24 protein-coding genes are annotated in these 24771 nt (G+C 44.4%); 22 read left to right on the top strand and 2 right to left on the bottom strand.

Annotated elements, in window-relative coordinates; all coding sequences use genetic code 11:
- Positions 1 to 397 precede the first annotated feature (397 nt).
- On the top strand, positions 398 to 1699 hold the full coding sequence (locus MKZ12_RS17725) for an aldehyde dehydrogenase (RefSeq protein ID WP_339255870.1): 1302 nt from the start codon (positions 398 to 400) through the stop codon (positions 1697 to 1699).
- 107 nt (positions 1700 to 1806) lie between these two features.
- On the opposite strand, the gene lexA is transcribed toward MKZ12_RS17725, so the two are convergent.
- Positions 1807 to 2433 (bottom strand): transcriptional repressor LexA, encoded by a 627-nt coding sequence (lexA, locus tag MKZ12_RS17720; RefSeq protein WP_017688034.1) that lies wholly within the window; start codon positions 2431 to 2433, stop codon positions 1807 to 1809.
- A gap of 296 nt (positions 2434 to 2729) precedes the next feature.
- Here lexA and MKZ12_RS17715 point away from each other — a divergent pair, with 296 nt between their 5' ends.
- From MKZ12_RS17715 to MKZ12_RS17680, 8 genes are all read left to right on the top strand, one after another.
- Positions 2730 to 3107 (top strand): LysM peptidoglycan-binding domain-containing protein, encoded by a 378-nt coding sequence (locus MKZ12_RS17715; protein ID WP_339234545.1) that lies wholly within the window; start codon positions 2730 to 2732, stop codon positions 3105 to 3107.
- A gap of 94 nt (positions 3108 to 3201) precedes the next feature.
- Positions 3202 to 3411, top strand: coding sequence for a DUF896 domain-containing protein (locus MKZ12_RS17710; protein ID WP_017688036.1), 210 nt, complete (start codon positions 3202 to 3204; stop codon positions 3409 to 3411).
- 125 nt (positions 3412 to 3536) lie between these two features.
- A complete protein-coding gene (locus MKZ12_RS17705; RefSeq protein ID WP_339234540.1) occupies positions 3537 to 4046 on the top strand; it encodes a hypothetical protein in 510 nt (169 codons plus the stop codon).
- Positions 4047 to 4074: 28 nt separating this feature from the next.
- Complete coding sequence (locus MKZ12_RS17700) at positions 4075 to 4866, top strand: HAD family hydrolase (RefSeq protein ID WP_339255868.1); 792 nt, start codon at positions 4075 to 4077, stop codon at positions 4864 to 4866.
- Positions 4867 to 5419: 553 nt separating this feature from the next.
- Positions 5420 to 6382, top strand: coding sequence for an ABC transporter permease subunit (locus MKZ12_RS17695; RefSeq protein ID WP_091029317.1), 963 nt, complete (start codon positions 5420 to 5422; stop codon positions 6380 to 6382).
- 12 nt (positions 6383 to 6394) lie between these two features.
- The gene (locus MKZ12_RS17690; protein WP_339255866.1) at positions 6395 to 7267 is read left to right on the top strand and encodes a carbohydrate ABC transporter permease; all 873 of its coding nucleotides are present in this window, start codon (positions 6395 to 6397) and stop codon (positions 7265 to 7267) included.
- 97 nt (positions 7268 to 7364) lie between these two features.
- Positions 7365 to 8999, top strand: a complete 1635-nt coding sequence (locus MKZ12_RS17685) for an extracellular solute-binding protein (RefSeq protein ID WP_339255864.1) — start codon at positions 7365 to 7367, stop codon at positions 8997 to 8999.
- A gap of 102 nt (positions 9000 to 9101) precedes the next feature.
- Positions 9102 to 9776 carry a GntR family transcriptional regulator gene (locus MKZ12_RS17680; protein ID WP_339234531.1) on the top strand — a complete coding sequence of 225 codons (675 nt, stop codon included), beginning with the start codon at positions 9102 to 9104 and terminating at the stop codon, positions 9774 to 9776.
- A 96-nt stretch (positions 9777 to 9872) separates the two neighbouring features.
- On the opposite strand, the gene MKZ12_RS17675 is transcribed toward MKZ12_RS17680, so the two are convergent.
- On the bottom strand, positions 9873 to 10418 hold the full coding sequence (locus MKZ12_RS17675) for a cupin domain-containing protein (protein WP_036613600.1): 546 nt from the start codon (positions 10416 to 10418) through the stop codon (positions 9873 to 9875).
- Positions 10419 to 10598: 180 nt separating this feature from the next.
- Here MKZ12_RS17675 and metH point away from each other — a divergent pair, with 180 nt between their 5' ends.
- The 13 genes from metH to MKZ12_RS17610 all read left to right on the top strand — a co-directional run bounded on the left by metH (position 10599) and on the right by MKZ12_RS17610 (position 24769).
- A complete protein-coding gene (gene metH, locus MKZ12_RS17670) occupies positions 10599 to 14039 on the top strand; it encodes a methionine synthase (RefSeq protein WP_339255862.1) in 3441 nt (1146 codons plus the stop codon).
- 76 nt (positions 14040 to 14115) lie between these two features.
- Positions 14116 to 15054 (top strand): ribonuclease Z, encoded by a 939-nt coding sequence (gene rnz / locus MKZ12_RS17665; protein ID WP_339255860.1) that lies wholly within the window; start codon positions 14116 to 14118, stop codon positions 15052 to 15054.
- Between the two features lie 356 nt (positions 15055 to 15410).
- Positions 15411 to 16220, top strand: coding sequence for a TIGR01457 family HAD-type hydrolase (locus tag MKZ12_RS17660; RefSeq protein WP_339234521.1), 810 nt, complete (start codon positions 15411 to 15413; stop codon positions 16218 to 16220).
- A 6-nt stretch (positions 16221 to 16226) separates the two neighbouring features.
- A complete protein-coding gene (locus MKZ12_RS17655; RefSeq protein WP_339234519.1) occupies positions 16227 to 17048 on the top strand; it encodes a DNA-formamidopyrimidine glycosylase family protein in 822 nt (273 codons plus the stop codon).
- A complete protein-coding gene (locus MKZ12_RS17650; RefSeq protein WP_339261463.1) occupies positions 17038 to 17886 on the top strand; it encodes a deoxyribonuclease IV in 849 nt (282 codons plus the stop codon). Before MKZ12_RS17655 ends, MKZ12_RS17650 begins: the two co-directional genes overlap by 11 nt.
- 19 nt (positions 17887 to 17905) lie before the next feature.
- Positions 17906 to 18247 carry a cyclic-phosphate processing receiver domain-containing protein gene (locus MKZ12_RS17645; RefSeq protein WP_339234516.1) on the top strand — a complete coding sequence of 114 codons (342 nt, stop codon included), beginning with the start codon at positions 17906 to 17908 and terminating at the stop codon, positions 18245 to 18247.
- Complete coding sequence (locus MKZ12_RS17640; RefSeq protein WP_062834898.1) at positions 18244 to 18561, top strand: thioredoxin family protein; 318 nt, start codon at positions 18244 to 18246, stop codon at positions 18559 to 18561. Before MKZ12_RS17645 ends, MKZ12_RS17640 begins: the two co-directional genes overlap by 4 nt.
- A 2-nt stretch (positions 18562 to 18563) precedes the next feature.
- Positions 18564 to 19337, top strand: a complete 774-nt coding sequence (locus MKZ12_RS17635) for an ATP-binding cassette domain-containing protein (RefSeq protein WP_338594986.1) — start codon at positions 18564 to 18566, stop codon at positions 19335 to 19337.
- Positions 19338 to 19343: 6 nt separating this feature from the next.
- Positions 19344 to 20393, top strand: a complete 1050-nt coding sequence (locus MKZ12_RS17630) for an SAM-dependent methyltransferase (RefSeq protein ID WP_339234513.1) — start codon at positions 19344 to 19346, stop codon at positions 20391 to 20393.
- A gap of 226 nt (positions 20394 to 20619) precedes the next feature.
- Entirely contained in the window at positions 20620 to 22098 is a 1479-nt protein-coding gene (locus tag MKZ12_RS17625) for a serine/threonine protein kinase (protein ID WP_339255858.1), read from the top strand.
- A gap of 26 nt (positions 22099 to 22124) precedes the next feature.
- Complete coding sequence (locus MKZ12_RS17620; protein ID WP_339255856.1) at positions 22125 to 23144, top strand: SAF domain-containing protein; 1020 nt, start codon at positions 22125 to 22127, stop codon at positions 23142 to 23144.
- An 84-nt stretch (positions 23145 to 23228) separates the two neighbouring features.
- Positions 23229 to 23942: a hypothetical protein gene (locus MKZ12_RS17615; RefSeq protein ID WP_339234509.1), complete on the top strand. Its 714-nt coding sequence runs from the start codon at positions 23229 to 23231 to the stop codon at positions 23940 to 23942.
- Positions 23939 to 24769, top strand: a complete 831-nt coding sequence (locus tag MKZ12_RS17610) for a hypothetical protein (protein WP_339234506.1) — start codon at positions 23939 to 23941, stop codon at positions 24767 to 24769. Before MKZ12_RS17615 ends, MKZ12_RS17610 begins: the two co-directional genes overlap by 4 nt.
- Positions 24770 to 24771: the final 2 nt, after the last annotated feature.

The raw sequence follows: 24771 nt of genomic DNA, 5'->3' as shown, positions 1-24771 counted from the left end.
TGTTTACTATGCAAACAAAACCAACACAAAACCACAAGTCATTGAATTAGAGAAATTACTTCTCCACGTCCGCAGAGTTATCGGCAATTAGGACATATGATCTCTATGTTGACATTGCGTCAGATCTACAAGGCTACATCCATCTCTTTAGATCTCAGTACATATAATCTTCTGGAGAAATAAAGATGAATTCTAATAATACCCAATAATTCGCTATAGTCAATGGACACTTACATTAAAAAAAGGGTAGCTTTCTCATATCTTGAAAACGCCTACCAAATTTCAGAAATTTTCAAATTAATGTTTCAATATTATGTTGATAGTTTCATATAGAAGAGGTATACTTTAATTGAATTTTGAGCAATTTAATTTTAAATAATTAATTGGAGATGTTAATATGGATCAGGCAAAACAATTGGTGACAGAACAACGTACATTTTTTTATACAGGACAAACTAAAAATATCGAGTATCGGATTAATGCACTTCAACAGCTTAGAAAAGGAATCGAAAAGTATCAGCAACGGATTCAAGATGCACTTCGGGCGGATCTGAACAAATCCGAGGCCGAAGCTTACGGTTCCGAGATTCGCATTGTTCTGGGTGAATTGGATTTTGCATTAGAACATCTGGAGGAATGGGCTGCGCCAAAACAAGTCCCAACCAATTCAGCTATGCCGGATGGGGTGAGCACCATTTACCCTGAACCATACGGAGTGGCTCTTATTATTGCACCTTGGAACTATCCTTTCCAACTGGCGTTTGGTCCACTGATTGGAGCAATTGCAGCCGGTAACTGTGCAGTTATCAAACCTTCTGAATTAACACCAGCCGTATCTCGTCTGACGTATGATTTTATTCAGGAGATCTTCCCTCAGGAGTATATTGCCGTTATGGAAGGGGAAGTCGAAGCCAGCACAGCATTGTTGAAAGAGAAGTTTGATTATATTTTCTTCACAGGCAGTACGGGTGTTGGTCGCATTGTTATGAAGGCGGCTGCGGAGCACCTGACTCCTGTAACTCTTGAATTAGGTGGTAAGAGTCCTGCTATTGTCCATAGTGACGCAGATCTGAAGCTGGTAGCTCAACGTATTGTTCGTGGTAAGTTCCTGAATGCAGGGCAAACATGTGTTGCTCCGGATTACTTGCTTGTGCATGAACAAGTTCATGCTGAATTAATTAATCTGATTGGCGCAGAGGTCAAAGATAAATTTGGGGATGATGTGTTACAGAATGCTGATTTCCCGCATATTGTCAACGCGCGTAACTTTGATCGGTTGTCGAAATTTCTTACAGATGGCAAAACGCTGATAGGTGGACGGTCTGTGCGTGAGCAGTTGCTGATTGAGCCGACTGTACTTGGAGATGTGAACTGGGATTCACCTGTCATGCAAGAAGAGATCTTTGGTCCGATTCTTCCCGTATTTACGTACAGCGACCTGAATCCCGTGCTGGATGAGATTGTTCGCCGGCCAAAACCATTGGCACTATATCTCTTCACACAGGATGAGCAACTACAGGATCAGGTGTTGAATCAAGTTTCCTTCGGTGGGGGATGTATTAATGACACGCTTTCTCATATGACTTCGCATTATCTTCCGTTTGGTGGTGTAGGAGAGAGTGGTATGGGCTCATATCACGGACAACAGAGCTTTGATGTGTTCTCACATCACAAGAGTGTTCTGAAACGCAGTGAATAATTAGCAGATAAAACAATATAAACATAAAAAGAGGTTGTCCTGTTCATCAGGGCAACCTCTTTTTGTATTCAGTGTATTGCATCTAGTTTTGTTACTCAGGTTAGTTATTAATGAATATCTCGGAAAAGGCCAATGACTTTACCCAGAATACTAACGTGTTTCAAACGTAAAGGCTCGAAGGTCGCATTCTCCGGTTGAAGGCGAATATGATCTTTCTCTTTATAGAACGTTTTCACTGTAGCTTCATCGTCTTCAGTCATTGCCACTACGATATCACCGTTATCAGCAGTTTGCTGTTGACGGACAATAACGTAATCTCCGTTAACGATTCCTGCTTCCACCATACTATCTCCGACTACCGAAAGCATAAACACTTTCTGTTCACCTACATAATGTGTAGGAAGAGGAAAGTAGTCTTCAATGTTCTCGGTTGCAGTAATTGGAACCCCGGCTGTAACCTTACCAACGACAGGAATACGTGCAACGCTATGAGCAAATTGATGAGAATGCTCAGATTCTTCCTGGCTCAAAAGCTCAATGGCTCTTGGCTTGGTAGGGTCGCGTCGGATCAAACCTTTTTTCTCCAGGCGATCCAAATGTCCATGTACTGTTGAGCTGGAAGCCAGTCCAACAGCTTCACCAATTTCCCGTACGGAAGGAGGATACCCCTTCAACCGGACTTCATTTCGTATAAATTCCAGAATTGCCTGCTGCCTGCTGGATATCTTCGACATACCGTATCAACCCCATTTTAGTAACGTTTGGGAAAATTATAACATAGAACCTCCGTTCGTACAAACATAAGTTCTAAATAAAATGGCATATAATCAGTGTTTTTTAACTTATAGAACCGAATTTGTTCAAAAGTGAGAGCAAAATACTGCAAATGCTTCGCAGAAGGGTTTGAATTAAGATATTTCTCCTTTAAAAAATAAGCGAACAATTGTTCTAAAAATCTATTGAACAAAACAAGTGTTCGTGTTATATTGATTTCAATAGATAGGAACAAACGTTTGGAGGCGGGTATTTAATGAGATATTCAACTTATCAAAGTATTTATGAACCGATGAATTCGGAACTGGTGAAGTCTAACATAGGGAACTACAAGAAGGTTTTAGCGCGTTTCAAGATTTCTTCATGGATATTAAAGGTAGCCATCACTTCTTTGATTATATTTATTGGATGTAGCACTGTATTAACGGTATTTGCTGGCAATGAGAATGATGTTCTGCCTGGAGGAAAGATAGCCGTTTCACAAGGAGAAACATTATGGAGTATTTCCTTGGAACATAAACCGACTAATATGGATACACGTATATATATAGAAGCAATTAAGAAAGTGAATCAACTTCAAGCGACTTCGATCCAAGTGGGACAAGTACTAACTCTACCGCAATTCGCAGAATAAAAGCACATCAATGAGAGTTAACGCGTGTCAGCTTGACAAGCAGCCTTTATCATGGCAAAGTTAATATGACTTTGTATTTTTGGAGGGGACAAGCTTGGATATAGATAGTCTGGTAGCACGTATTAACGAATTGGCTCGTAAGCAAAAGTCCACTGGATTGTCGGAGGAAGAACTTGCTGAACGTGCCGAGCTAAGAGAGATTTATTTGAGTAATATTCGCAGCAATTTCAGACAACAACTGGATACCATTGAGATTGTTGATGATGAGAATGACAAAGGCCACCAAGGCAAACTCAAACACTAACGAAACCTAATGATATCATTATGATATTTAGGTTTCTTCCTGTTATTCTGAGTATGCAATTTATAGGGGGAAATGTTGGTTTACAGTTATGTAAGCCGATACAAAGACACATAAGGGGGATTCTCATGTCGCGTTCGTTCGAGAGAACGGTTAAGAAAAATTCCAAGCAGTTAAATCAGCAACGCAAAAAAAGTGGTCAGCCAATCACAGGTACACCAGGTGAAGAAGTCTTTAAGGGACGTAGCCTTTTGTTCCCTATATTTTTGATCGGTCTCGCCTTTTTGTATCTGTTTATGAGCACGTTCCTTGTGCAAGCTCCGATGACAACCTGGGACTGGGTGACGATGCTGCTTTACGTATTTTTGGCAGTCATCTTCATGCTTCGTCGTCCATACATCAAGATCAGCAGTAATCGGATTATAACAACAAAGGGTAATCGTGAACGTTCAATCGGGGTTGAAGATATTGTCAAATTCAGAATTGAACCAGGCACAGTTGTTATCGAACATAAAAGTCGCGGGAAAAGATGGGTGTTCACCAAGTTATTGAACCGTTACGATACAGATGCGATTGCAGAACGTTTGCTGAAGTTTGCAAAAGCACACCAGATCACCGTGGAAACGATCGATAAGTAATTATTGTATAAAGGGGTAGATGATCGGAATGGCGTTAAAAGCGATTTTGTTCGACCTGGATGATACTTTATTGTGGGATGAGCGCAGTGTTCGAGAAGCATTTCGTGAGACTTGTCTAATTGCAGCACAAGAGACTGGGGTCAAACCGGAGGAACTTGAAGAAGCTGTTCGTAACGAGGCACGTGCACTATATGAATCTTATGAGACCTTTCCTTTTACCAAAATGATTGGAATCAATCCGTTTGAAGGCCTTTGGGCCAACTTTACTGGTGGGGATCAAGCTGAGTTCCGTCAGTTGGAACAACTTGCTCCAGTTTACCGTAAAGAATCCTGGCGTCGTGGCTTGTTGAAGTTGGGTATAGATCGGGAAGATCTTGCTGAACAACTGGCCGCGCAGTTTGGAGTAGAACGTAGATCCAGACCTCATGTGTACGAAGAAACGATGGATACTTTACGTCAATTACAAGGGAAATACAAACTGTTGCTGTTAACGAACGGTTGTCCTGCTTTGCAACAAGAAAAGTTGGATGGTGTACCTGAATTGACTCCTTTCTTTGATGAGATTGTTATCTCGGGTAACTTTGGAAAAGGAAAACCAGATCCGTCCATATTCGAGCATGCTTTGAGTAAACTGGGTGTTAAACCCGAAGAGAGCATGATGGTTGGGGACAAGTTGACGACGGATATTCGTGGTGCTCTATCAGCAGGCATCCAAGCCGTATGGATTAACCGTGAGCATAAGACCAACAATGAAACGTATGCGCCTGACCATGAAATTACGCATTTATCCGAATTAGATCAACTTATTGCTAAGTTCTGAGCAAATCAGCCATAACATCTTTCCTCAGCACTCTGAAACATTGGAAGCTTCAATGAACGATGATATCGTTCTTGAAGTTACCAATGTTTTTTTAATTTGAGTAAATTAACTAAGTTGCCTTGTTAAATGAGATTTCCATTTATTTTGCTAAAAGTTATTGAAATTAGGGGGGAGCTGGATTAAAATATAACTAACATACTAGTATGACTAGTATTTAGATTATCCTGAGCAATTTCTTTTGACTTAATTCATTTGAATGGAAGCGAGGGTTGTTGCTAATTATTTCTTATTTGTTGTAAGCGCTTTATACACTTCGAAGACCTTCTTTCGATCTGGAGATCACACCAATTATTAAGTGCTAATGCATGATGTGAAGCACCTTGGATTGAGTGATTTTACATAAAACATCAAAATGATATCGCTTACATTGGACTGTACTCTATTTCGTGGTGGGGGTGAAATTGAAGGATTGGTTGTTTTCTACCAAAGAAGCGATGGGAATTGCTCATGAAATAGTTTATATCTATCAAGTCCTGGATTGGAGTGAAAACACATGGAGTCGGAAACCGCTAAAACAACGTTAACCATGACATCTTTACGTAAAGAAAGCAGATTACGAACGGCAGCAACTTTGTTCCGCAAAGACTGGCAGTTGTATTCACTATTAATCCTTCCCATCATCTATCTCCTTATTTTTAAATATGGGCCGATGATCGGAAATGTAATTGCGTTCAGACGTTTTGTTCCCGGAGGAAGTATATTTGGAGAAACGTGGGTTGGGTTAAGATACTTCAAAATGTTCATTGAGGACCCTACCTTCTGGAGAGTATTTGGTAACACGCTGATGTTGGGCGGACTCGCGTTGCTCTTTACATTCCCGGTTCCAATCATTTTTGCCTTGATGCTTAACGAAGTGAAGAGTAAACGATTCAAAAAGTTTGTTCAAACCGCGTCTTATCTGCCTCATTTTCTGTCCATCGTTATCGTGGCGGGTATGATCCTGCAACTGACAGCAGTGAATGGTTCCATTAATGGATTGGTGGCTTTCTTCACCGGAGACAATATTCCTTTTATGCAGCGGGCGGAGTGGTTCCGAACAATCTATATCACTTCTGAGGTATGGCAGGGTATGGGTTGGGGAGCGATTCTGTATCTGGCTGCACTGACAACCATAGATGATTCACTGTATGAAGCTGCACGTATCGATGGTGCCAACCGGTGGAAGCAAACGATTCATGTAACGATACCAGGGATCTTGCCAACGATTGTGACATTATTGATTTTGAACATGGGTAATTTCCTTGCTGTTGGATTTGAAAAGATCTTACTTTTGTACAATCCGCTAATCTACGAGACATCTGATGTCATCTCGACTTACCTGTATCGGGTCGGACTGGAATCCAGTAACTTCAGTTATGCTACCGCAATTGGCTTGTTCGAATCGCTGATCGGTCTGATTCTGGTGTTCTCCGTAAATGCGATCTCACGCAGACTGACACAAAGAAGCTTATGGTAAAGGAGGAGCATCATGCAGGAATCCAGATCTTACAAGGTATTTAAAGTATTCAATGTTATCTTTCTGCTGTTCGTAGTATTTATAACGCTCTATCCATTCTTAAATGTCGTGGCACAATCCTTCAGTAGTGAGTCCTATATTAATTCGGGCAAGGTTAGTCTGTTCCCAAGAGGATTCAATGTGGAGACGTATAAGACCATCTCGCGTGACAGCATGTTCTGGACGAATTATAAAAATACGATTATCTACACCGTGCTAGGTACGCTAATCTCCATGTTCATGACAACTATTTTCGCATATGCCCTGTCCAAAAAGAGATTAATGGGTCGCAAATTTCTGACCATGTTCGCCGTATTCACCATGTTCTTCAGTGGTGGATTGATTCCAAACTATGTGTTGATTAATTCCCTTGGGTTCAACAACACCATGTGGGCACTTGTTGTTCCTGGCGCAATTAGCATATACAACATGCTGATCATGAAATCATTTTTTGAAAATATGCCTGAAGAACTGGAGGAAGCTGCCTCCATTGACGGTTTGAACACCTACGGAATCTTGTTACGCATTATTTTGCCGCTGAGTAAAGCTGTTATGGCAACGATGGTACTGTTCTACGCAGTGGGCCATTGGAATTCCTGGTTCCCAGCCTTTCTGTATTTGGACAAAAAAGAACTGTTCCCGGTCACCATTTATCTGCGCAATATGATTGCAGGAGCGACAAGTGGGGCGTCTGCCGGTGCAACCTCAGCGGATAACCTGACACAGATTGCTGCCAATATTAAATCAGTAACGATGGTATTAACCATTTTGCCGATACTCACCATCTATCCATTTGTCCAAAGATACTTTGTAACCGGAATCATGTTAGGCTCTGTCAAACAGTAAAAAGCAGCAGCTAGAGTAATTCACATGATTAATTTTTAGATGTTGTTTAAAGTTTAAGGCAAAGTCAACCTAAACCAAACTCAGGGGGATAACCTAAATGAATCAAAAGCCACGTAAGTTTGTTGGTAAAATGGTGTTGGCAACAATGATGACCTTCGTTCTGGCAGCATGTAGCAGCGATACTGGAGCTGGAGGCGACATCACGGAAGTTCAAACCAAGGCAGCGATGGAAACGTACAATGTAGGGGATACATTCAAGGCGACCGAGCCATTTAATCTATCCATACTATACAGTGATCATCCTATTTATCCTTATAAAAAAGACTGGTTACTTTTCGATAAAATCACCGAACTGACGGGTGTTACGCTTGAGCCAACGATTGTTCCCATGAGTGACTACTCTCAGAAGAGATCCCTTCTAATTAGTTCAGGCGATGCACCGCTGATTATTCCCAAAACCTATCCTGGTGAAGAATCTGCATTTGTATCTTCCGGTGCGGTCTTGCCCATTAGTGATTACATTGATTTGATGCCGAACTTCAAGGATAAAGTGGAAAAATGGGGTTTGGAGGATGAACTGGAAGGACTTCGGCAAGAAGATGGAAAGTACTATGTGCTCCCGGGTCTGCATGAAGAAGTATGGCCGGATTATACATTACTGGTAAGAACAGATGTTTTTGAAGAAAATAACATCGCCATCCCGACGACATGGGACGAATTGTATGATGCAGCCAAAAAGCTGAAAGAAATCTACCCGGATTCCATTCCATTTTCGGATGGATTTAAATTCAATAGTACATTGAACATCGCTGCTACCGGTTTTGGTACCAAGGCTGGATGGGGTTTTGGTAATGGATTGACATATAAAGAAGATCAGGATGAATTCGTATACACGGCTACAACACCAGAATACAAAGAGCTGTTGACCTACTTTAACAAGTTGGTATCTGAAGGATTGCTGGACAAAGAAAGTTTTACACAGGATGACGATCAGGCAATACAGAAATTTGTATCCGGCAAATCTTTTATGATTAACGGCAATTCCCAAACGCTGGTGCTGCACCGAAATGATATGAACAAAACGCTGGGAGAGGGCAAATTCTCAGTTGAGAAGATTACAGTTCCTGGTGGACCAAAAGGCCAATTAATGTCAGGCTCCAGACTTGAAAACGGTGTCATGATCTCTGGGAAAATTCAAAAAAGCGAAAATTTCAAAGCCATTATGCAATTTATTGATTGGTTATACTACAGTGATGAGGGTCAAGAGTTTGCCAAATGGGGTGTTGAAGGCGAAACATTTACCAAAGAGGGCGGAACACGTAAATTGGTTGAAGACGTTAACTATAATGGTTTGAATCCAAAAGGAACGAAGGATCTGCGTATTGACTTTGGCTTCTCGGGTGGTGTATTTGCCTACGGAGGTACAACAGATCTGCTGCAATCGATGTTTAGTGAAGAAGAGTTGAAATTCCAGCAAGACATGAAGGATACCAAAGAAGTGATCCCGGCTGAACCACCGATTCCATACTCTTCTGAGGACCGTGAACGGGTGACACTTCTGAGTACTCCACTGAAAGATTACTCAGACCAAAATACACTTAAATTTATCTTGGGTGAGCGAAACTTGTCTGAATTCGACACTTTTGTTAAAGAACTTGACAGTCAGGGTCTATCCAATTATCTGAAGCTGGCAAATGACACGTACAAAGCCTACAAAGAAAATAAGCAATAACATAGTTGATGTTGGCCAAATTACCGTTTCACACCGATATTTAAGTGGAACGGTAATTTGTGCTAATATGAATGAATACGGCTGAGAGAAAGAGGTCAAGGCATGTCAATTAATCAAAAAATTAGAGGCTCGACCCGGGCATATTCATATAATTTGTTAAAGGAACGAATTCTGCATCTGGAACTTAAGCCTGGTACTAAAATTTCAGAGAAAGAGATTGCAGATGAATTGCAAGTGAGCAGAACCCCCGTGCGAGAAGCATTCATGAAGCTTGCAGAAGAAGAACTGCTGGACATTATTCCCCAGAGTGGAACGATCGTCTCTCATATTAATCTAGAGCATGTGGAAGAAGGCAGGTTTACGAGGGAAAAGATGGAGAAGGAAATCGTGACTTTGGCATGTGTTTCTTTTCCTGAAGAATTCCGATTTCGACTTGAAACCAACATTGCGATGCAGGAAGTTTGTATAGGAAAAAACAATTTCTATCGTCTTTTTGAGCTGGATGAAGAGTTTCATCAGATTTTGTTCCAGGGCACGGGTAAGCTAAGAACATGGAAAATGTTGCAACAACTGAATATTCCGTTTAATCGGTTGCGTTTGTTACGTCTAGCGGAGGACTCCAACCTGGAGGTCATTATCTCCCAACACAAAGATATATATCGACTTATCACAGAGCGTAAAACAGAACAGGCTGTTCAGGTGATGGAAGCTCATCTCAGACTGGTTGTGATTGAACAGGAATCGATAAAAGCGAAATACCCGCATTATTTTATATAATGCACGGATGATGTATAATACTCTCCATATGCATATGCGAAAACCCCTGTTCAATTGAACAGGGGTTTTGGTTAAGCAAGTTATAACACGAGAGTGTCAGGCGTTCTTGATAAATGTAGGATCAGGGTATGGATCTGCAATCCAGCCATCTTTTTCGATGAACAGACGTACAGCGATAATTTGTTTGTTCTCCATTAAGGTGAAGAAGTGCGGTGTATTCTCGGGTACAGAAATGACGTCTCCAGGAGACAGTTCTACATTAAAGTAACCTACATCATCAGTAGCTTTGATAACAAAGATTCCTTTACCAGCGACAATCGCACGGATCTCATCTTCAGCGTGGGTGTGGATCTCTTCGAACTTGGCCAGCTTTTCTTCGATATCTGGTGTTTGCTCGGACAGTGTGATCACATCCCAGATTTGGTACCCGCGACGTGCAGCCAAATCTCTGATCTCATAGTCGTAAGTTTCCAAAACTTCGGTTTTCTGTTCATCCGTTAATCCAAAGTTATTTTGCAGATCAGTGTTCAGTTTGGATGCGTCCCACTTCTCATATAATACTTCGTATTTGTTCAAGAAATTTCGAACATTTTCGTCACCAGTGATGCGTTCGTTCGTATTTCGGATAACAATTTCAGCCATGTTCTTTCCCTCTTTTCCACTTGGTTTAATTGAATTATATCGGATACCTCTGTTTTTGTCGATTCTCAAATTCCGTTCATAATTCGTGTAAACCCGCCATCTTTCGCGAGAAAACCCGATCTTTCACATTAAGTTAGTTTCTGTTAAACTAAGATTTAACGTTTTGCGGGGGTGAAGATATTGGATAAGATTAGTCTACACGATGCATTAAAACAACGAATATTAATCCTCGACGGTGCGATGGGGACCATGATTCAACAAGTTGATCTGACTGGCGAAGATTTTGGCGGCGAAGATCTGGATGGATGTAATGAAATGTTAGTGCTTACTCGTCCAGAGCTGATCCAGCGCATTCATGAAGAATATCTGGAGGCTGGCGCCGATTTAATTGAAACCAATACATTTGGTGCGACATCGGTCGTGCTTGCTGAATACGATATTCAGGATCGGGCACGCGAAATCAACCTGGAAGCAGCCAGAATTGCGAAAGCTGCGGTTGATCGTTTCTCTACACCGGAATCTCCACGTTATGTGGTAGGTGCGATGGGACCAACAACCAAAACACTGTCTGTAACCGGGGGAGTAACGTTCCAGGAACTTATCGACAGTTATTTGGAGCAAGCGCTTGCTTTAATAGAGGGAGGCGTTGATGCGCTACTGCTTGAAACCTCACAGGATACCCTCAATGTAAAAGCAGGCAGCATCGGAATTCAGCAGGCCTTCGAACAGAGCGGTGTTACACTACCCCTGATGATCTCAGGAACAATCGAACCGATGGGAACAACCCTTGCGGGCCAGAACATCGAATCCTTTTATATATCCTTAGAACACCTTAACCCAATTTCGGTAGGACTAAACTGCGCTACGGGTCCGGAATTCATGCGTGATCACATTCGTTCGCTTTCCGGAATGGCATCGGTTGCGGTTAGTTGTTACCCGAACGCGGGTCTTCCGGATGAGAACGGTAATTACCATGAGTCACCAGACTCACTCGCTCAGAAGATAGGTGCATTTGCGGAACAGGGCTGGTTGAATATCGCTGGTGGATGTTGCGGGACAACCCCTGCACATATTCGGGCTATGCGTGATACGCTTGCCCAGTACCCCCCAAGAGAAATGAACGGAACACATCCACCGGCATTGTCTGGTATAGAACCAATCTATATCGAACAGGACAATCGTCCCTACATGGTCGGTGAACGTACGAATGTGCTGGGATCACGGAAATTCAAACGACTCATTGTCGAAGGAAAATATGAAGAAGCTTCGGAAATTGCCCGTGCTCAAGTGAAAAATGGAGCGCACATTGTCGATGTGTGTGTACAAGATCCAGACCGTGAAGAGTCAGAAGATATGGTGAAGTTCCTTGAATTGGTTGTGAAAAAAGTAAAGGTTCCTCTCATGATCGATACGACAGATGCTTCAGTCATTGATTTGGCTCTTCAGTACTCGCAAGGTAAAGCGATAATTAACTCCATTAACCTTGAGGATGGCGAAGAGAAATTTGAGCTGATCACGCCGTTGCTTCATAAATATGGTGGTGCGGTTGTTGTCGGAACGATTGATGAGCGGGGTCAGGCGATTAGTCGGGAAGACAAGCTCGACGTAGCCAAGCGTTCTTATGATCTGCTGGTGAACAAATATGGACTCAAACCAGAAGACCTTATTTTCGATACATTGGTGTTCCCTGTAGGTACGGGAGATGAACAGTACATCGGTTCAGCCAAAGAAACCATTGAAGGTATAAGAGTGATCAAAGAAGCGATGCCTGAATGTCATACGATACTTGGGATCAGTAACATTTCATTCGGACTGCCTGAGGCAGGCCGTGAAGTGCTGAACTCTGTATTTTTGTATGAATGTACCAAAGCAGGTCTCGATTATGCCATCGTGAACACAGAGAAACTGGAGCGTTATGCGTCCATTCCTGAAGAAGAACGCAGGCTCTCAGAAGAGCTTTTATATAACACGAATGATGATACACTGGCGGCATTCGTAGCGGCATTCCGTAACAAGAAGGTGGAGAAGAAGGAAAAAATCTCGAACCTTTCATTAGAAGAGCGTCTCGCTTCATACGTTGTAGAAGGAAGCAAAGAAGGATTACTGCCAGATCTCGAACAGGCCCTTGCCAAATACACAGCACTTCAAGTGATTAATGGTCCACTTATGCGGGGGATGGAGGAAGTAGGTCGTCTCTTTAACAACAATGAGTTGATTGTAGCCGAGGTGTTGCAGAGTGCGGAGGTTATGAAGGCTTCTGTAGCATATCTGGAGCAATTCATGGAGAAGAACGAGACTTCGGTTAAAGGCAAGATCATTCTGGCCACGGTTAAGGGTGATGTGCATGACATCGGGAAGAACCTGGTAGAGATCATCCTGTCCAATAACGGTTACCAGATCATTAATTTGGGTATAAAAGTACCACCAGAACGTATTATTGAGGCTTACCGAGAAGAGAAAGTCGATGCAATCGGTCTCTCGGGGTTATTGGTAAAATCAGCCCAGCAGATGATTCTTACCGCTCAGGATTTGCGAACAGCAGGGATTGATGTACCTATTATGGTTGGCGGAGCGGCGCTAACTCGTAAATTCACCAAAAACCGTATCCGACCTGAGTATAATGGAATGGTTGTATATGCCAAAGACGCGATGGATGGTCTGGATCTGGCGAACAAATTGATGAATCCCGTTACACGTGAAGCCATGCAATTGGAGATGGATGCGGAGAAAGAAGCGGATGCTTCAGGTGCTGTAGCTGTTCAGGCCCTTCCAGAGCTTACACGAGTGGAGCGTTCGGATATTGCTGTAGATCATCCGGTTCTTGTACCGCCGGATCTGGAGCGACATACGATGCGCAACTATCCGTTATCACATATTCTGCCATACGTGAACATGCAGATGCTGCTTGGACACCATTTAGGGTTGCGCGGTTCAGTTGAACAACTGCTTGCTTCAGGTGACAAAAAGGCTACCGACCTGAAAGCAGTGGTGGATGATATCATGCAAGAGGCTGTTCGTGACGGGATTATACAGGCGCATGCCATGTATCGTTTCTTCCCGGCTCAGTCCAGTGGTAACAGCATCATTATCTATGATCCAAAGGACACGAGCAATATTTTGCATACATTTACGTTCCCACGTCAAAAAGTCGAGCCGTTCCTGTGTCTGTCCGACTTCCTGAAACCTGTTGAATCCGGTCAAATGGATTACGTTGGCTTTATGGTTGTTACTGCCGGACACGGTGTGCGTGAACTATCCACGGCGTGGAAAGATCAAGGGGATTATCTTCGCTCGCATGCTCTTCAATCCGTAGCGCTCGAAGTAGCAGAGGGATTAGCTGAGCGTGTGCATCATATGATGAGAGATATCTGGGGATTCCCAGATTCTGCGCAGATGACGATGAAGCAACGACACGGTGCACGTTATCAGGGGATCAGGGTATCCTTTGGATATCCGGCTTGTCCGGATTTGGAAGACCAAGGACCGCTGTTCAAGTTGTTACAGCCTGAGGATATCGGTGTGGAATTGACGGAAGGTTTCATGATGGAACCTGAAGCATCCGTATCAGCGATGGTATTCAGCCATCCACAAGCCAAGTATTTTAACGTAGAAAAGGCATAAATCAGTTGAGTGTCAGGCAAAGCCCTCCGCATTGTCGGAGGTTTTTTGCTGGCAACAGAAAGAGGTGCGATCCAGAATGGAACTATATTTCCTGGGAACTAATGCTGGTGTACCTACGCTTCAACGGAATGTAACTTCCATTGGGCTACGCATGTTGGATGAGCGCAGAGCTTTGTGGTTGTTTGACTGCGGGGAAGGAACGCAGCATCAGATTTTAAGTTCTCCGCTTAAACTTAGCAAATTGGAGAAAATATTCATTACCCACCTGCATGGTGATCATGTATTTGGACTTCCAGGACTGCTTTCGAGCAGAGCCTATCAAGGTGGCACTACACCTTTAACGGTATATGGTCCGCCAGGTACGGAACGAATGATCAGTACAACCATGGAGCTTAGCCAATCACGGGTCAACTACGATTTGAATATCGTGGAACATACGGGAGGCGTCCTGTTCGAGGATGACAGTTTTATCGTGGAAGCCGCTTTACTTGAGCATCGGATTGATAGCTACGGATACCGAATTACAGAAAAAGATCGTCCAGGAAGCCTCGACCCGGTCAAACTGGCGGAATACGGTTTGAAACCAGGCCCATTGTTCGGCCGTCTGAAACGTGGAGAAACCATTACGCTGGATAACGGTGATTCGCTTCGTCCAGAAGATGTATTGGGCGCGCCAAAACGCGGCATGGTAATCACCATATTGGGTGATACACGTCCATGTGACAATGTACAGCCTCTATCCGTAAATGCAGATGTGCTTGTCCATGAAGCTACATTTATGCATGATCTGGCCGATACAGCGCATGAGTACTATCATAGTACTTCAAAACAAGCGGCGGAAGCGGCTAGAGCAGCCAATGTAGGCCAATTGATCATGACTCACTTTAGCTCACGTTATAAGGATGAGGATCAACTGCAGCCACTTTTGGAAGAAGCACAGTCCGTATTTCCGAATACCAGACTTGCAAACGAACACCAGCTTATTCCTGTCGTGCATCGCAAGCAAGAATCTTAACCAGGATTGCGATCCATTGCACGGCTATACACGTCATATAATGAACCGGGTAATTGCACGGGACTGAGGGAGAGGAACTCCCGCGGTCCCTTTTGCAATCTGGTCAGAAAGCGTGTAGGATGGGCAATATGAAGAGGGAAATGATTCAAATTATTTTCCGGGAAAGCGCAGGAAATGACAAGCTTGTACAGAAGACGCGCGAGTTAAACCGTCGGTGTTCGATTCGGTTCGACTTGTTACATGCACATGTCAGCAAGCCATTATTTTTTGCCTGAATACATAGGTTCGCGGTCAAGTTCAAGGTAAATGATTAAGGACATGAAACGTTAATGGAATAAAGAAAGGAAGTGCTGTGTGTGATTAAGGCCTATCTGATTGACTTGGATGGTACGCTCTATCATGGCAGACATCGTATCGAAGGAGCCGATCAGCTTATTCGAACACTGCAAGAGCTAGGAAAGCCGTATTTATTCGTAACCAATAATTCTTCTCGCACACCACAAGGTGTGGCAGATCATCTGAACGGGATGGGCATACCTGCCGATGCGTCTCAAGTATGTACTTCTGCTGTGGCAGCTGCTGAATACGTTGCTGAAGAGTCTCCGGGTGCAAAAGTGGCATGTATTGGTGAAGCAGGACTGCTGCAAGCCATAGAAGAAGCAGGACTTCAGTTGACAGAAGATGCACCTGATTACGTGATACAGGGGATTGATCGTGAATTTTCCTATTCTAAACTGACCAAGGCGCTAAGGTGGATTAATGCGGGATCAAAGTTCATCATGACCAACCCGGATCTGCAGCTTCCTTCCGATGATGGACTGACGCCTGGTGCTGGAACGATTGGAGCAGCAATTGAAGCCGCAACCGGAGTTCGTCCTACAGTCATAGGCAAGCCATCCAGTGTTATAATGAAGTCAGCCATTAGCCGGCTGAACCTGGCATCTCATGAAGTGGCAGTGATCGGAGACAATATGCGAACCGATATCGCAGCTGGAGTCGCAGCAGGATGTGAGACGCTGCTGGTACTTACCGGTGTGACAACACGGGAAAATATGGATGGACACATTCAAGCAGCCAAGGCTCGACCTGATCATGTGTTTGAAGATTTGCATAAATTGATGGAGTGGCTGTCGCAAGAGACAGACCAAACTTCCAAAAAGGGGTAATGTACGATGCCGGAACTGCCGGAAATGGAAAATTACCGGACCTTGTTGTCCGAGAAAATACTTGATCTACCGATTACAGGTGTTGTAATTAACCGGGATAAAACGATAAATACGGAGCCTGATCTGTTCATCAATGAACTTACAGGCAATCGCATCATATTTGTTGAGCGCCGAGCGAAGCATTTGATTTTCCACCTGGCTAATGGCAAACGTCTGGTGCTGCACCTCATGTTGGGCGGTATGATTTTCTGGGGCACGGAAGAGGAACGCCCTGATCGTTCTACACAAGTGGAAATCCAGTTTGGAGATCACATTTTATTCTTTATTGGCCTGCGCTTGGGGTATTTACATCTGCTTACTTCAAAAGAAACCGAAGCGGCAATGTCCGATCTAGGACCGGAACCTTTGGATCGACGGATGAACGTGGAACGTTTTGCTTCTCTGTTGAAAGGTCGTCGGGGGACACTCAAGACAACGTTGGTTAACCAGCATATCATTGCAGGGATTGGCAACTGTTATTCGGATGAGATTGCGTTTGCTGCAGGTCTGAGACCAAGCTCCAAAACGCAGAACATCGCAACTTCACCTGAACTGACGGAGCGTTTGTTCCATTCGATGCAGTCCGTGTTGCGCGAAGCAGCATCTGAAGGTGGATATATGGAAATGCCACTGATGCAAGGGGATACGAAGACAGGAAGCTTTGACGAGCAATGTCGGGTGTACGATCGGGAAGGCGAGACTTGTCCGCGCTGCGGGGGAACGATTGAACGAGTGGAAATTACGGGCAAGAAGGCATTCTTTTGTCCGAAATGCCAGCATGAAGCCTAACAACGGAATCGGGGCACATGTCAGCACGAGAGGTGGATTTCTACAGGCAGCCAAGAGAGCACATGCGATGGGAGCAACGGCGTTTCAGTATTTTCCGAAGAACCCGCGTAGTCTTGGTCTGAAAAGTCTGGATCTCAAGGATGCTGAGCAGTGCAGGGATTGGTGTGAACAGCATGGACTGGCTTCGATTGGCCATTCACCCTATCCTACGAATCCGGCGTTGGGCATGACCCGTGGAGAGGCGGGGTTTCATGCTACAATAGCTTCTATTCGCAATGATCTTGAAATTTCGAACGCTTGCGGTTCCGTTGGGACGGTGGTCCATTTTGGACATATCAAAACAAATGATCCGCTGGAGGGTTATCAGAACCTCATTCATTGTCTGGATACCGCCTTGGAGAATTGGAATGGTCATTCGAAGGTGCTGCTTGAGAATCAGGCAGGTGATCATGGCCCCATGGGCACGACAATGGAAGAAATGATACAGATTCGCAAATTGTCTCGATATCCAGAGCATATTGCGTTTTGTTTTGACACATGCCATGCTTTTGCTTCTGGAATGTGGTCGTCAGGCAACGAATCAGAGATGCTTGATCAAGGCAGGGTGCTCGGATACTGGGATGATGTTGCTGCTGTACATTTTAATGATTCCAAATATGCGTCTGGTTCGTGTAAGGATAGACATGCGAGGATCGGACAGGGATATATCGGAAATGAATCACTGAAAACATTGATCAATGCGCCTGAGTTCCAAAAGGCGGTTGTTGTGCTCGAGACAGAAACGGGCGAAGATGGAACGCACCGTGATGATATAGCGCTCATGCGTTCCTGGTTATAATGGGGAGAGGAGCGATTGTATGCATGTTTTTTTGGACGACTATCGGGCATGTCCAAAAGGATTTGTTCTGGCAACGAATGCAGAAGAGTGCCTGATGCTGCTAAGAGAAGGTGACGTGGACATTTTGTCTCTGGATTATGAGCTTGGGCCGGATTCGCCGAATGGCGGTGAGGTTGCGGCATCCATTGTACGAGAAGGTTTATTTCCGCGTGAAATTTATTTGCATACGTCCAGTATGTTTGGGAAACGCCAGATGTACGAGATGTTATATAGCAATAAACCCGATACGGTTACCATTCATAATGGTCCTATGACGGGTGAGGTTATGCTGCGTGTTGCTGCGGGAGAAGAAAGTTCATGAAGCCAATTACATCCAAAATGCTAATGCGCGGCGTATGGGAAGGCATGCCACAGGCTGTGTTTATATACACTCCTTTATGTGGGACATGTGCGGCTGCACGGCGTATGTTAGAGGTTGTTGAGCACATGCTGCCAGAAGGTATTTTATCCGAAATGAACATCCATGACATTCCTGAACTTGTACAACAATTTCAAATTTCAAGCGTACCAGCCGTGATGCTGTTTGACGGCCAGCAAGATGTTCCAAAAATGGTTTATCGGATGAGCTCTGTGGAGCATTTACTCTCGGAGATCCGGAAGGCGGTGCTGAAATGAGTATAATCTCAATGGAACATGTCTCACTCAGACGAGAAGAGAATCAGATTCTGGATAACGTGCATCTACGCATTGAACAAGGCGAGCATTGGGTTATTCTCGGCCGGAATGGTTCTGGCAAAACAACGTTGCTGGAAATGATGAACGGATATATGTTTCCAAGCCAGGGACGCATTGAAGTACTCGGCAATCTGTATGGACAATGTGACGTCAGGGAAGTGCGTAAGGAAATCGGTTATATTAGCCAAACATTGATTGAGAAACTCACACCGAGAGATCCGGTATGGGAGGTCGTGGCTACTGGGGCTTATGCTTTTTTGCGTTTTTATCAGACCATTCCTGATGAAGTAAAAGCAAAGGCAATGAGTTTACTAGATGACATGGGCTTTGCCAACCTCGCCAACAACCCGCTTGGAACGTTATCCCAAGGGGAGCGCAAAAAAGTCATGCTAGCTCGTTCATTAATGGCTGAGCCAAAACTGCTGATTATGGACGAGCCTTGTGCCGGGCTGGACTTATATGAACGTGAGAAAATGCTGGCTGAGATTGATCGTTTGCGCCAACGTAACATTACAGTGGTGTATGTAACACACCATGTTGAAGAGATCGTACCTTTATTTACGCACGTGGCCTTGATCCGCGATGGACGCATTGCGGCGGCTGGCCCCAAGCATGAAGTTTTGACACAAGATACAATTAAGCATACGTACGATGTTCCGGTCGATATCCAGTGGGATGACGGTCGTCCGTGGATACGCGTACGTTCTGGAGGGTAACACAATTTGAGTACACAATCGTCTTGGGAAGAAGGCAACTTCTCCCGTTTTATCTGCACAGCCAATCATGGCTTTGCCCCTTATGCACAGGAAGAATTACGCCGTACGTTTGGTGCGGTGAAGAGCACAGTACTCGTACCGGGAGAAATTTTGCTTGCGGGTCTGCCTGTAGCGGAGGAAGAAGTTGCAGGTAAACTGCTGGAAGATTATCCAACGTTTTTACGTCATATCCAGCCTGTTCAGTTTCAGGAGAATACAGAAGATTCGGAGCAGTCTATTGAGAAATTGATTGCATTTGTAATGAATCATAAGGAACTGACGGGTACCCCTGTCGTACTACAGGTACGGAAGACAGACGGGGCCTTTTGGCAAGAAAATGCAGCTTCATTGAAACAATTGCTGACAGAAAAACTGGATGAGCTAGGCTGTGAATGGGTTGTACGTGATGCTGAATATGTCATTTCCGTTTTTGCTGCGAATGACATGTTGTATGCAGGCGTATCCAGACCTGAACAGAACCTGTCAGACTGGAACGGGGGCGCCGTACGTTTTCAAAAAGAAGATGGACAGATCTCGCGTGCCAAGTTCAAATTGCTTGAAGCCGAGCAAACGTTTGGCATTGACTTTACTTCATTTCGTAAAGCACTTGATATCGGTGCAGCGCCAGGTGGATGGACCTCGTTCCTGCTTGAACGCGGGCTTGAAGTTACTGCGGTAGATCCCGCGAAGATGGATGCAACGCTGTTGGCATCACCAAAACTGACTTTCTTGAAGAAAAATGCAGGCGATGTACGCTTTCGCGAAGGAGAATTTGATCTGCTCGTATGTGATATGAGTTGGAGTCCCAAGCTGATGAGCCGACTTGTATCAGACCTTCTATATAGTCTTCAACCTGGGGGAACAGCGATTGTTACCGTGAAGTTATTGCATAAAAAACCGCTCGCACTCATTAAGGATGTTATCGATACGTTTGAGCGTTCGCGAATGCAGATTCAACGTTCCAAGCAGTTGTTCCATAACCGGGAAGAGATTACACTCTATATGGTCAAATATTAAGAGATGCACCTTGCTTAAAGCAGCTAAATGTATTATGAAATTGATTCGATTAAGCACATTAAATTTTGTGCTTTACAATCTATTCCGGCCTGTACTATAATGATACCAATATTAACCATAACAAACCTAAGGGAAAGCATCCCGAAGCGAACGAAACCGGATATCCGGTCTGTTCTTCTTCGGTGAAGTTTTCCCTTTTTTGTTGTGTATTGAAGGAGGAATTGGTATGAGACATCCGGCTAGGCTGGAACGCGGAAGCCTGCTGGGAGGTAGATATCGTATCGTATCCATTCTGGGAACAGGCGGAATGAGCCATGTATACGAGGCGGAGGATCTGAAGCTGCCGGGCAAGATATGGGCAATTAAAGAAAGCGTAACGGCTATGCCGTATGAAGGCAGCATGGAGACAGAGGCCGCTCTCCTGACATCACTCCGCCATCCAAGATTACCGCAAATTGTTGATTTTTTTGTCCCGGATGAAGATGGGTACACGTACTTGGTGATGGAATACATCGAAGGGTTAACGCTCAGTGAGTATTTCAAGCAGTGCCGCGGGAAAATTCCGATGGAGCAGTTAACGGAGCTGGTGCTTCAATTGCTGGATGTGTTGAGTTATCTGCATAGTCTGAATCCACCTGTCATCTATAGGGATCTGAAACCATCCAATATCATGATCACCCCGGAACATGAAGTAAGATTAATCGATTTTGGCATCGCCAGAAGCTACAAGCCGCAAAGTGCAGAAGATACCGTCAAGTTGGGAACAGCTGGTTTCGCCGCTCCAGAACAATATGGCTCGGGTCAAACCGATGCCCGTTCGGATCTATATGGACTCGGAGCATTGCTGCTATATCTTATGACTGGTGGGGCGTTTACGGAATGGATTCAAGGTGTAGAAAGCTCTATTCGGAGTGATGTTCCACGGACGTACATCCCTGTGGCGAGAAGACTGTTAAGATATAATGCCGAGGAGCGATTCCAATCTGCGGATGAGGTGAGGAAGGAACTGCTACGCATACCTGGTGGAATAACGCCTGGTGGAGATGCGACCATGACCCTGAATGGTGGAACAAGAGTTATTGCCTTAACTGGTGCTTCATCTGGTGTAGGGGTTACCCACACCGCTATAGCTATCAGTCATTATCTCGAAAGGCAAAACTTTAAAGTGGCTGTGATTGAAATGTCACCTCGCTCTCAATCCTTTGCAAGAATCCAACAAATCGCTCAAGCCGGTAAACCGGTGCCGGCAGGTAGACAATTTGCAGTGGATGGTGTGCATTATTGGAAACAATCCGGGCGAGCAGATATTTTGTCTTTGCTTGGGGGGAGCTATCAGTTCATCGTGATGGACCTCGGTAGTGGTCAGGACCAGAACCGGCTGGAGGAATTTCTGCGTGCAGATCTGCCGATTGTTATTGGCTCAGGTGCCGAATGGAGACAGGCGGAAATTGGCGCCTTTGTTCGATCACATCATCGGTATCCACGAGAGAAATGGATATATTGTCTGCCCCTCGCAGCAACTGAAGCTGTTCAGCGCATTCGTAAAACGCTGGATACATCGAGTGTATATGGTCTGCCGTTACATATTGACCCTTTTGACAAGGACGCACAGATGGATAAAGTGTTTTCTCATATTTTAACGCATATGATGGGACAGCAACCCAAGAAACGTTCGTTCTTTTCAAGAAGGAAAGTTCAGGATTAGACGAGATTACGAAAGGAGAGCCTCTTTTGTCTAAATTAAGAAAACAAAGCCGTAAACTGATCTATGCCGGGCTTATCGGAGCAGGCGCTGTAGGGTTGGTGTTCGGAGGATATGTTATTTATAATGTCAAAACGATGGGTGATGTCAGGTCAGCTGTAGAAGCCCGTTATTTATCGGCATATGAGGAAAAGGAAGCTGAATTAAAGCAACAATGGGATTCGGGAGCACAAGGATGGGTCACGGTTCGGGATATTGAAGCAGGTGAACCGATATTAGCGGAGGATCTGAAGCTCATTGCTGTTCCAGATGCACAAGCACCACGAAATCTCTGGTCCAGTACCAAGCAAATGGAAGGCCAAGTGGCCAAAATAGAGTTGAAAAAAGGAACAGCCATTACTACCGAGATGGTGTATGAGGATACACCGGCTCCGCCTGATTTAAGAAATCGAGAGCTGCAAGTTGTATTATTGCCATCCTCACTCGTTAAGGGAGATATTATTGATGTTCGTATTCAGTTCCCGACAGGGCAGGATTATGTTCTCTTATCGAAGAAAAAAGTGGAACGACTCAATTCAGCTACCTTATGGATTACGATGACGGAGGAAGAGATTCTGTCACTCTCCAGTGCAATTGTAGATGCCTATTTACATAAAGCTTCAATCTATGCCTTAACCTATGTAGAACCACAGTTTCAGACACCTGCAATCGCGACGTATCCTGCCAATTCAGAAGTATTAAAACTGCTGGAGAGTGATCAGAATATTGTTCGACGAGCGGAACAGGAGTTATCCAGACAGGTGCGAAGTTCGCTTGAAAGTTCACTGGCTGCCTCCGTGACAGCACCGTCAAAAGGCGTTGAACAGGATGTGGCACAATCCTCAGTTACCTATAACAGTCGTCCATCAGCGAATAATTCGGCAACATCGGATGCAGTGATGTGGAATGATGGTTCAGGTAACGGAGCAGAAACTAATACTGGAAGTGTTAATGATCCCGTTGAAGTTTTACAGACAGAACAGCAGAGTTTGTTAACAGGCGGAGAGTAGAGACCGATAGCAATGTTCACGTGTTCAGTTGAATAAAATTCAGATAACAAGGTTTTTGAGAAATGGGAGGGAGTGATAACATCTATGCGATCATGGATCTTTGCAGGTTTGTGTGAGAAGAATGATCTGATGTTATATCTTTGCAAGATATTGGCTTCGACAGGTAACAAGGTCTTACTCGTAGATGGAACCTTACTACAAAAGTATGGGTACGGTGTAGGTGACAGTCAGCAGTCTTTGCGAATTACGGAATTTGAAGGATTTGATATCGCTTGTCATTTTGTTACATCAGCAGCTGTAGAGAATCATCTAGAAGTAAACGGAGAACGATTGGACAGTTATGACTATGTGTTATATGACATGGAGACCTCACATTTTGCTTCACGTAATCTCTGGCTAAGCGCTGATGTAAGAGTCTGGGTGAGTGATTATGAGCGTTATAATCTGGAACGTGGCAAGGGTTGGTTGAAGCGGTTGCTTGAAGAACAGTCATTGCCTGGTGAGCTGTCATTTCAGCGGCTCTTAATTAACGGGGTTGATTGCAAACTTGAAGCTCGTTATCTGTGGGCATATCTGGAGGGCAGTCCATTTGTGTGGACAGGAGAATCCTTAGTGCTTCCGTGGGATGAGTTAACAGCGGCGGTTAAGCTTGAGAATGAGCATCATCGCCGAGTTCATCTTGGACCTTTATCACGAAATTACAAAAAATCGTTGTGCCGCGTGGTCGAGCAGCTAACAGGTTGGGAAAGTGTTCGTAGTCGCCGTGCGATGAAAGAAGCAGAGAGGATGAGAGCATGAGCACGATTACCTTTTGGAGCCCTTTTGCAGGAACAGGCTGCACTTCAAGCACATTAATTAGTGCCTATGCGATGGCACTTCACTACAGGACAAGAGTGTTACTTGTTAACGCAGGCCTTGCTGGAACTGGCACAGAAGCTGCTCTACCATCCAAAGATTCGGATTCAGCGGATTTTATGTTCTCCTTCGAAGAGGGGGGCTGGGATGCGATTGAACGGCTGCATTCGAGCGGAAGTCTGAATAAGCACAATCTCAGGGATTATACCAAGCCACTTTTGAAAGAAAGACTTGATTTCCTGACCGGGAGAATTGATGAGATGGAACGTTCCCCGCAGGAACATGGTGAGACTGTGAAAAAGCTGCTGAAAGTAGCTAACGAGTATTATGATCTGGTTCTTCTGGATGCGGATCATGCTGGTGTCGATTTGCAGCTCAAGCTGCAACAAGCGGACTATGTTGTCATTAATCTCGATCAAAATATGCGAAATCTGGAGTTGTTCTTTGAAGAGATTCTGCCAACACGAATGAACAATAAGAATATGCATGTTGTCATTAACAAATACGATTCTCACTCCCGTGCAACGCTTTCCAATATTCGGCGCCAGTTTAGATACAAAGGTACGATATCTGCGATACCGTACACAACTGGTTACCTGGATGCAATGAATCGGCGAGATGTCGCTAGGTACTTGCAGTTGGAAAGTTTGTCTGAGGATAAGGATATTCGTAAAGGGAGCTTTGCTGCAAGCATGAGCGAACTCGCTCGCCTGATTATGGACGGTGCAGGTATGCGCACAGTTCTGAAGAGGCTGGAAAGGGGAGCCTGAAC

The organism is Paenibacillus sp. FSL R5-0713, from assembly GCF_037973325.1.
GTDB lineage: Bacteria > Bacillota > Bacilli > Paenibacillales > Paenibacillaceae > Paenibacillus.
Note: the sequence above shows the minus strand (reverse complement) of the source record. Positions and strands in the feature narration are given on the sequence as shown.

Bases quoted from the DNA above. Each gene is read 5' to 3' on its own strand.
- MKZ12_RS17625 (WP_339255858.1), top strand. From the start codon at position 20,620: ATGAGACATCCGGCTAGGCTGGAACGCGGAAGCCTGCTGGGAGGTAGA.
- MKZ12_RS17650 (WP_339261463.1), top strand. From the start codon at position 17,038: ATGAAGCCTAACAACGGAATCGGGGCACATGTCAGCACGAGAGGTGGA.
- MKZ12_RS17680 (WP_339234531.1), top strand. From the start codon at position 9,102: ATGTCAATTAATCAAAAAATTAGAGGCTCGACCCGGGCATATTCATAT.
- rnz (WP_339255860.1), top strand. From the start codon at position 14,116: ATGGAACTATATTTCCTGGGAACTAATGCTGGTGTACCTACGCTTCAA.
- MKZ12_RS17705 (WP_339234540.1), top strand. From the start codon at position 3,537: ATGTCGCGTTCGTTCGAGAGAACGGTTAAGAAAAATTCCAAGCAGTTA.
- MKZ12_RS17675 (WP_036613600.1), bottom strand. From the start codon at position 10,418: ATGGCTGAAATTGTTATCCGAAATACGAACGAACGCATCACTGGTGAC.
- MKZ12_RS17645 (WP_339234516.1), top strand. From the start codon at position 17,906: ATGCATGTTTTTTTGGACGACTATCGGGCATGTCCAAAAGGATTTGTT.
- MKZ12_RS17695 (WP_091029317.1), top strand. From the start codon at position 5,420: ATGGAGTCGGAAACCGCTAAAACAACGTTAACCATGACATCTTTACGT.
- MKZ12_RS17725 (WP_339255870.1), top strand. From the start codon at position 398: ATGGATCAGGCAAAACAATTGGTGACAGAACAACGTACATTTTTTTAT.
- MKZ12_RS17690 (WP_339255866.1), top strand. From the start codon at position 6,395: ATGCAGGAATCCAGATCTTACAAGGTATTTAAAGTATTCAATGTTATC.
- MKZ12_RS17715 (WP_339234545.1), top strand. From the start codon at position 2,730: ATGAGATATTCAACTTATCAAAGTATTTATGAACCGATGAATTCGGAA.
- MKZ12_RS17700 (WP_339255868.1), top strand. From the start codon at position 4,075: ATGGCGTTAAAAGCGATTTTGTTCGACCTGGATGATACTTTATTGTGG.
- MKZ12_RS17685 (WP_339255864.1), top strand. From the start codon at position 7,365: ATGAATCAAAAGCCACGTAAGTTTGTTGGTAAAATGGTGTTGGCAACA.
- MKZ12_RS17610 (WP_339234506.1), top strand. From the start codon at position 23,939: ATGAGCACGATTACCTTTTGGAGCCCTTTTGCAGGAACAGGCTGCACT.
- MKZ12_RS17655 (WP_339234519.1), top strand. From the start codon at position 16,227: ATGCCGGAACTGCCGGAAATGGAAAATTACCGGACCTTGTTGTCCGAG.
- MKZ12_RS17615 (WP_339234509.1), top strand. From the start codon at position 23,229: ATGCGATCATGGATCTTTGCAGGTTTGTGTGAGAAGAATGATCTGATG.
- MKZ12_RS17640 (WP_062834898.1), top strand. From the start codon at position 18,244: ATGAAGCCAATTACATCCAAAATGCTAATGCGCGGCGTATGGGAAGGC.
- lexA (WP_017688034.1), bottom strand. From the start codon at position 2,433: ATGTCGAAGATATCCAGCAGGCAGCAGGCAATTCTGGAATTTATACGA.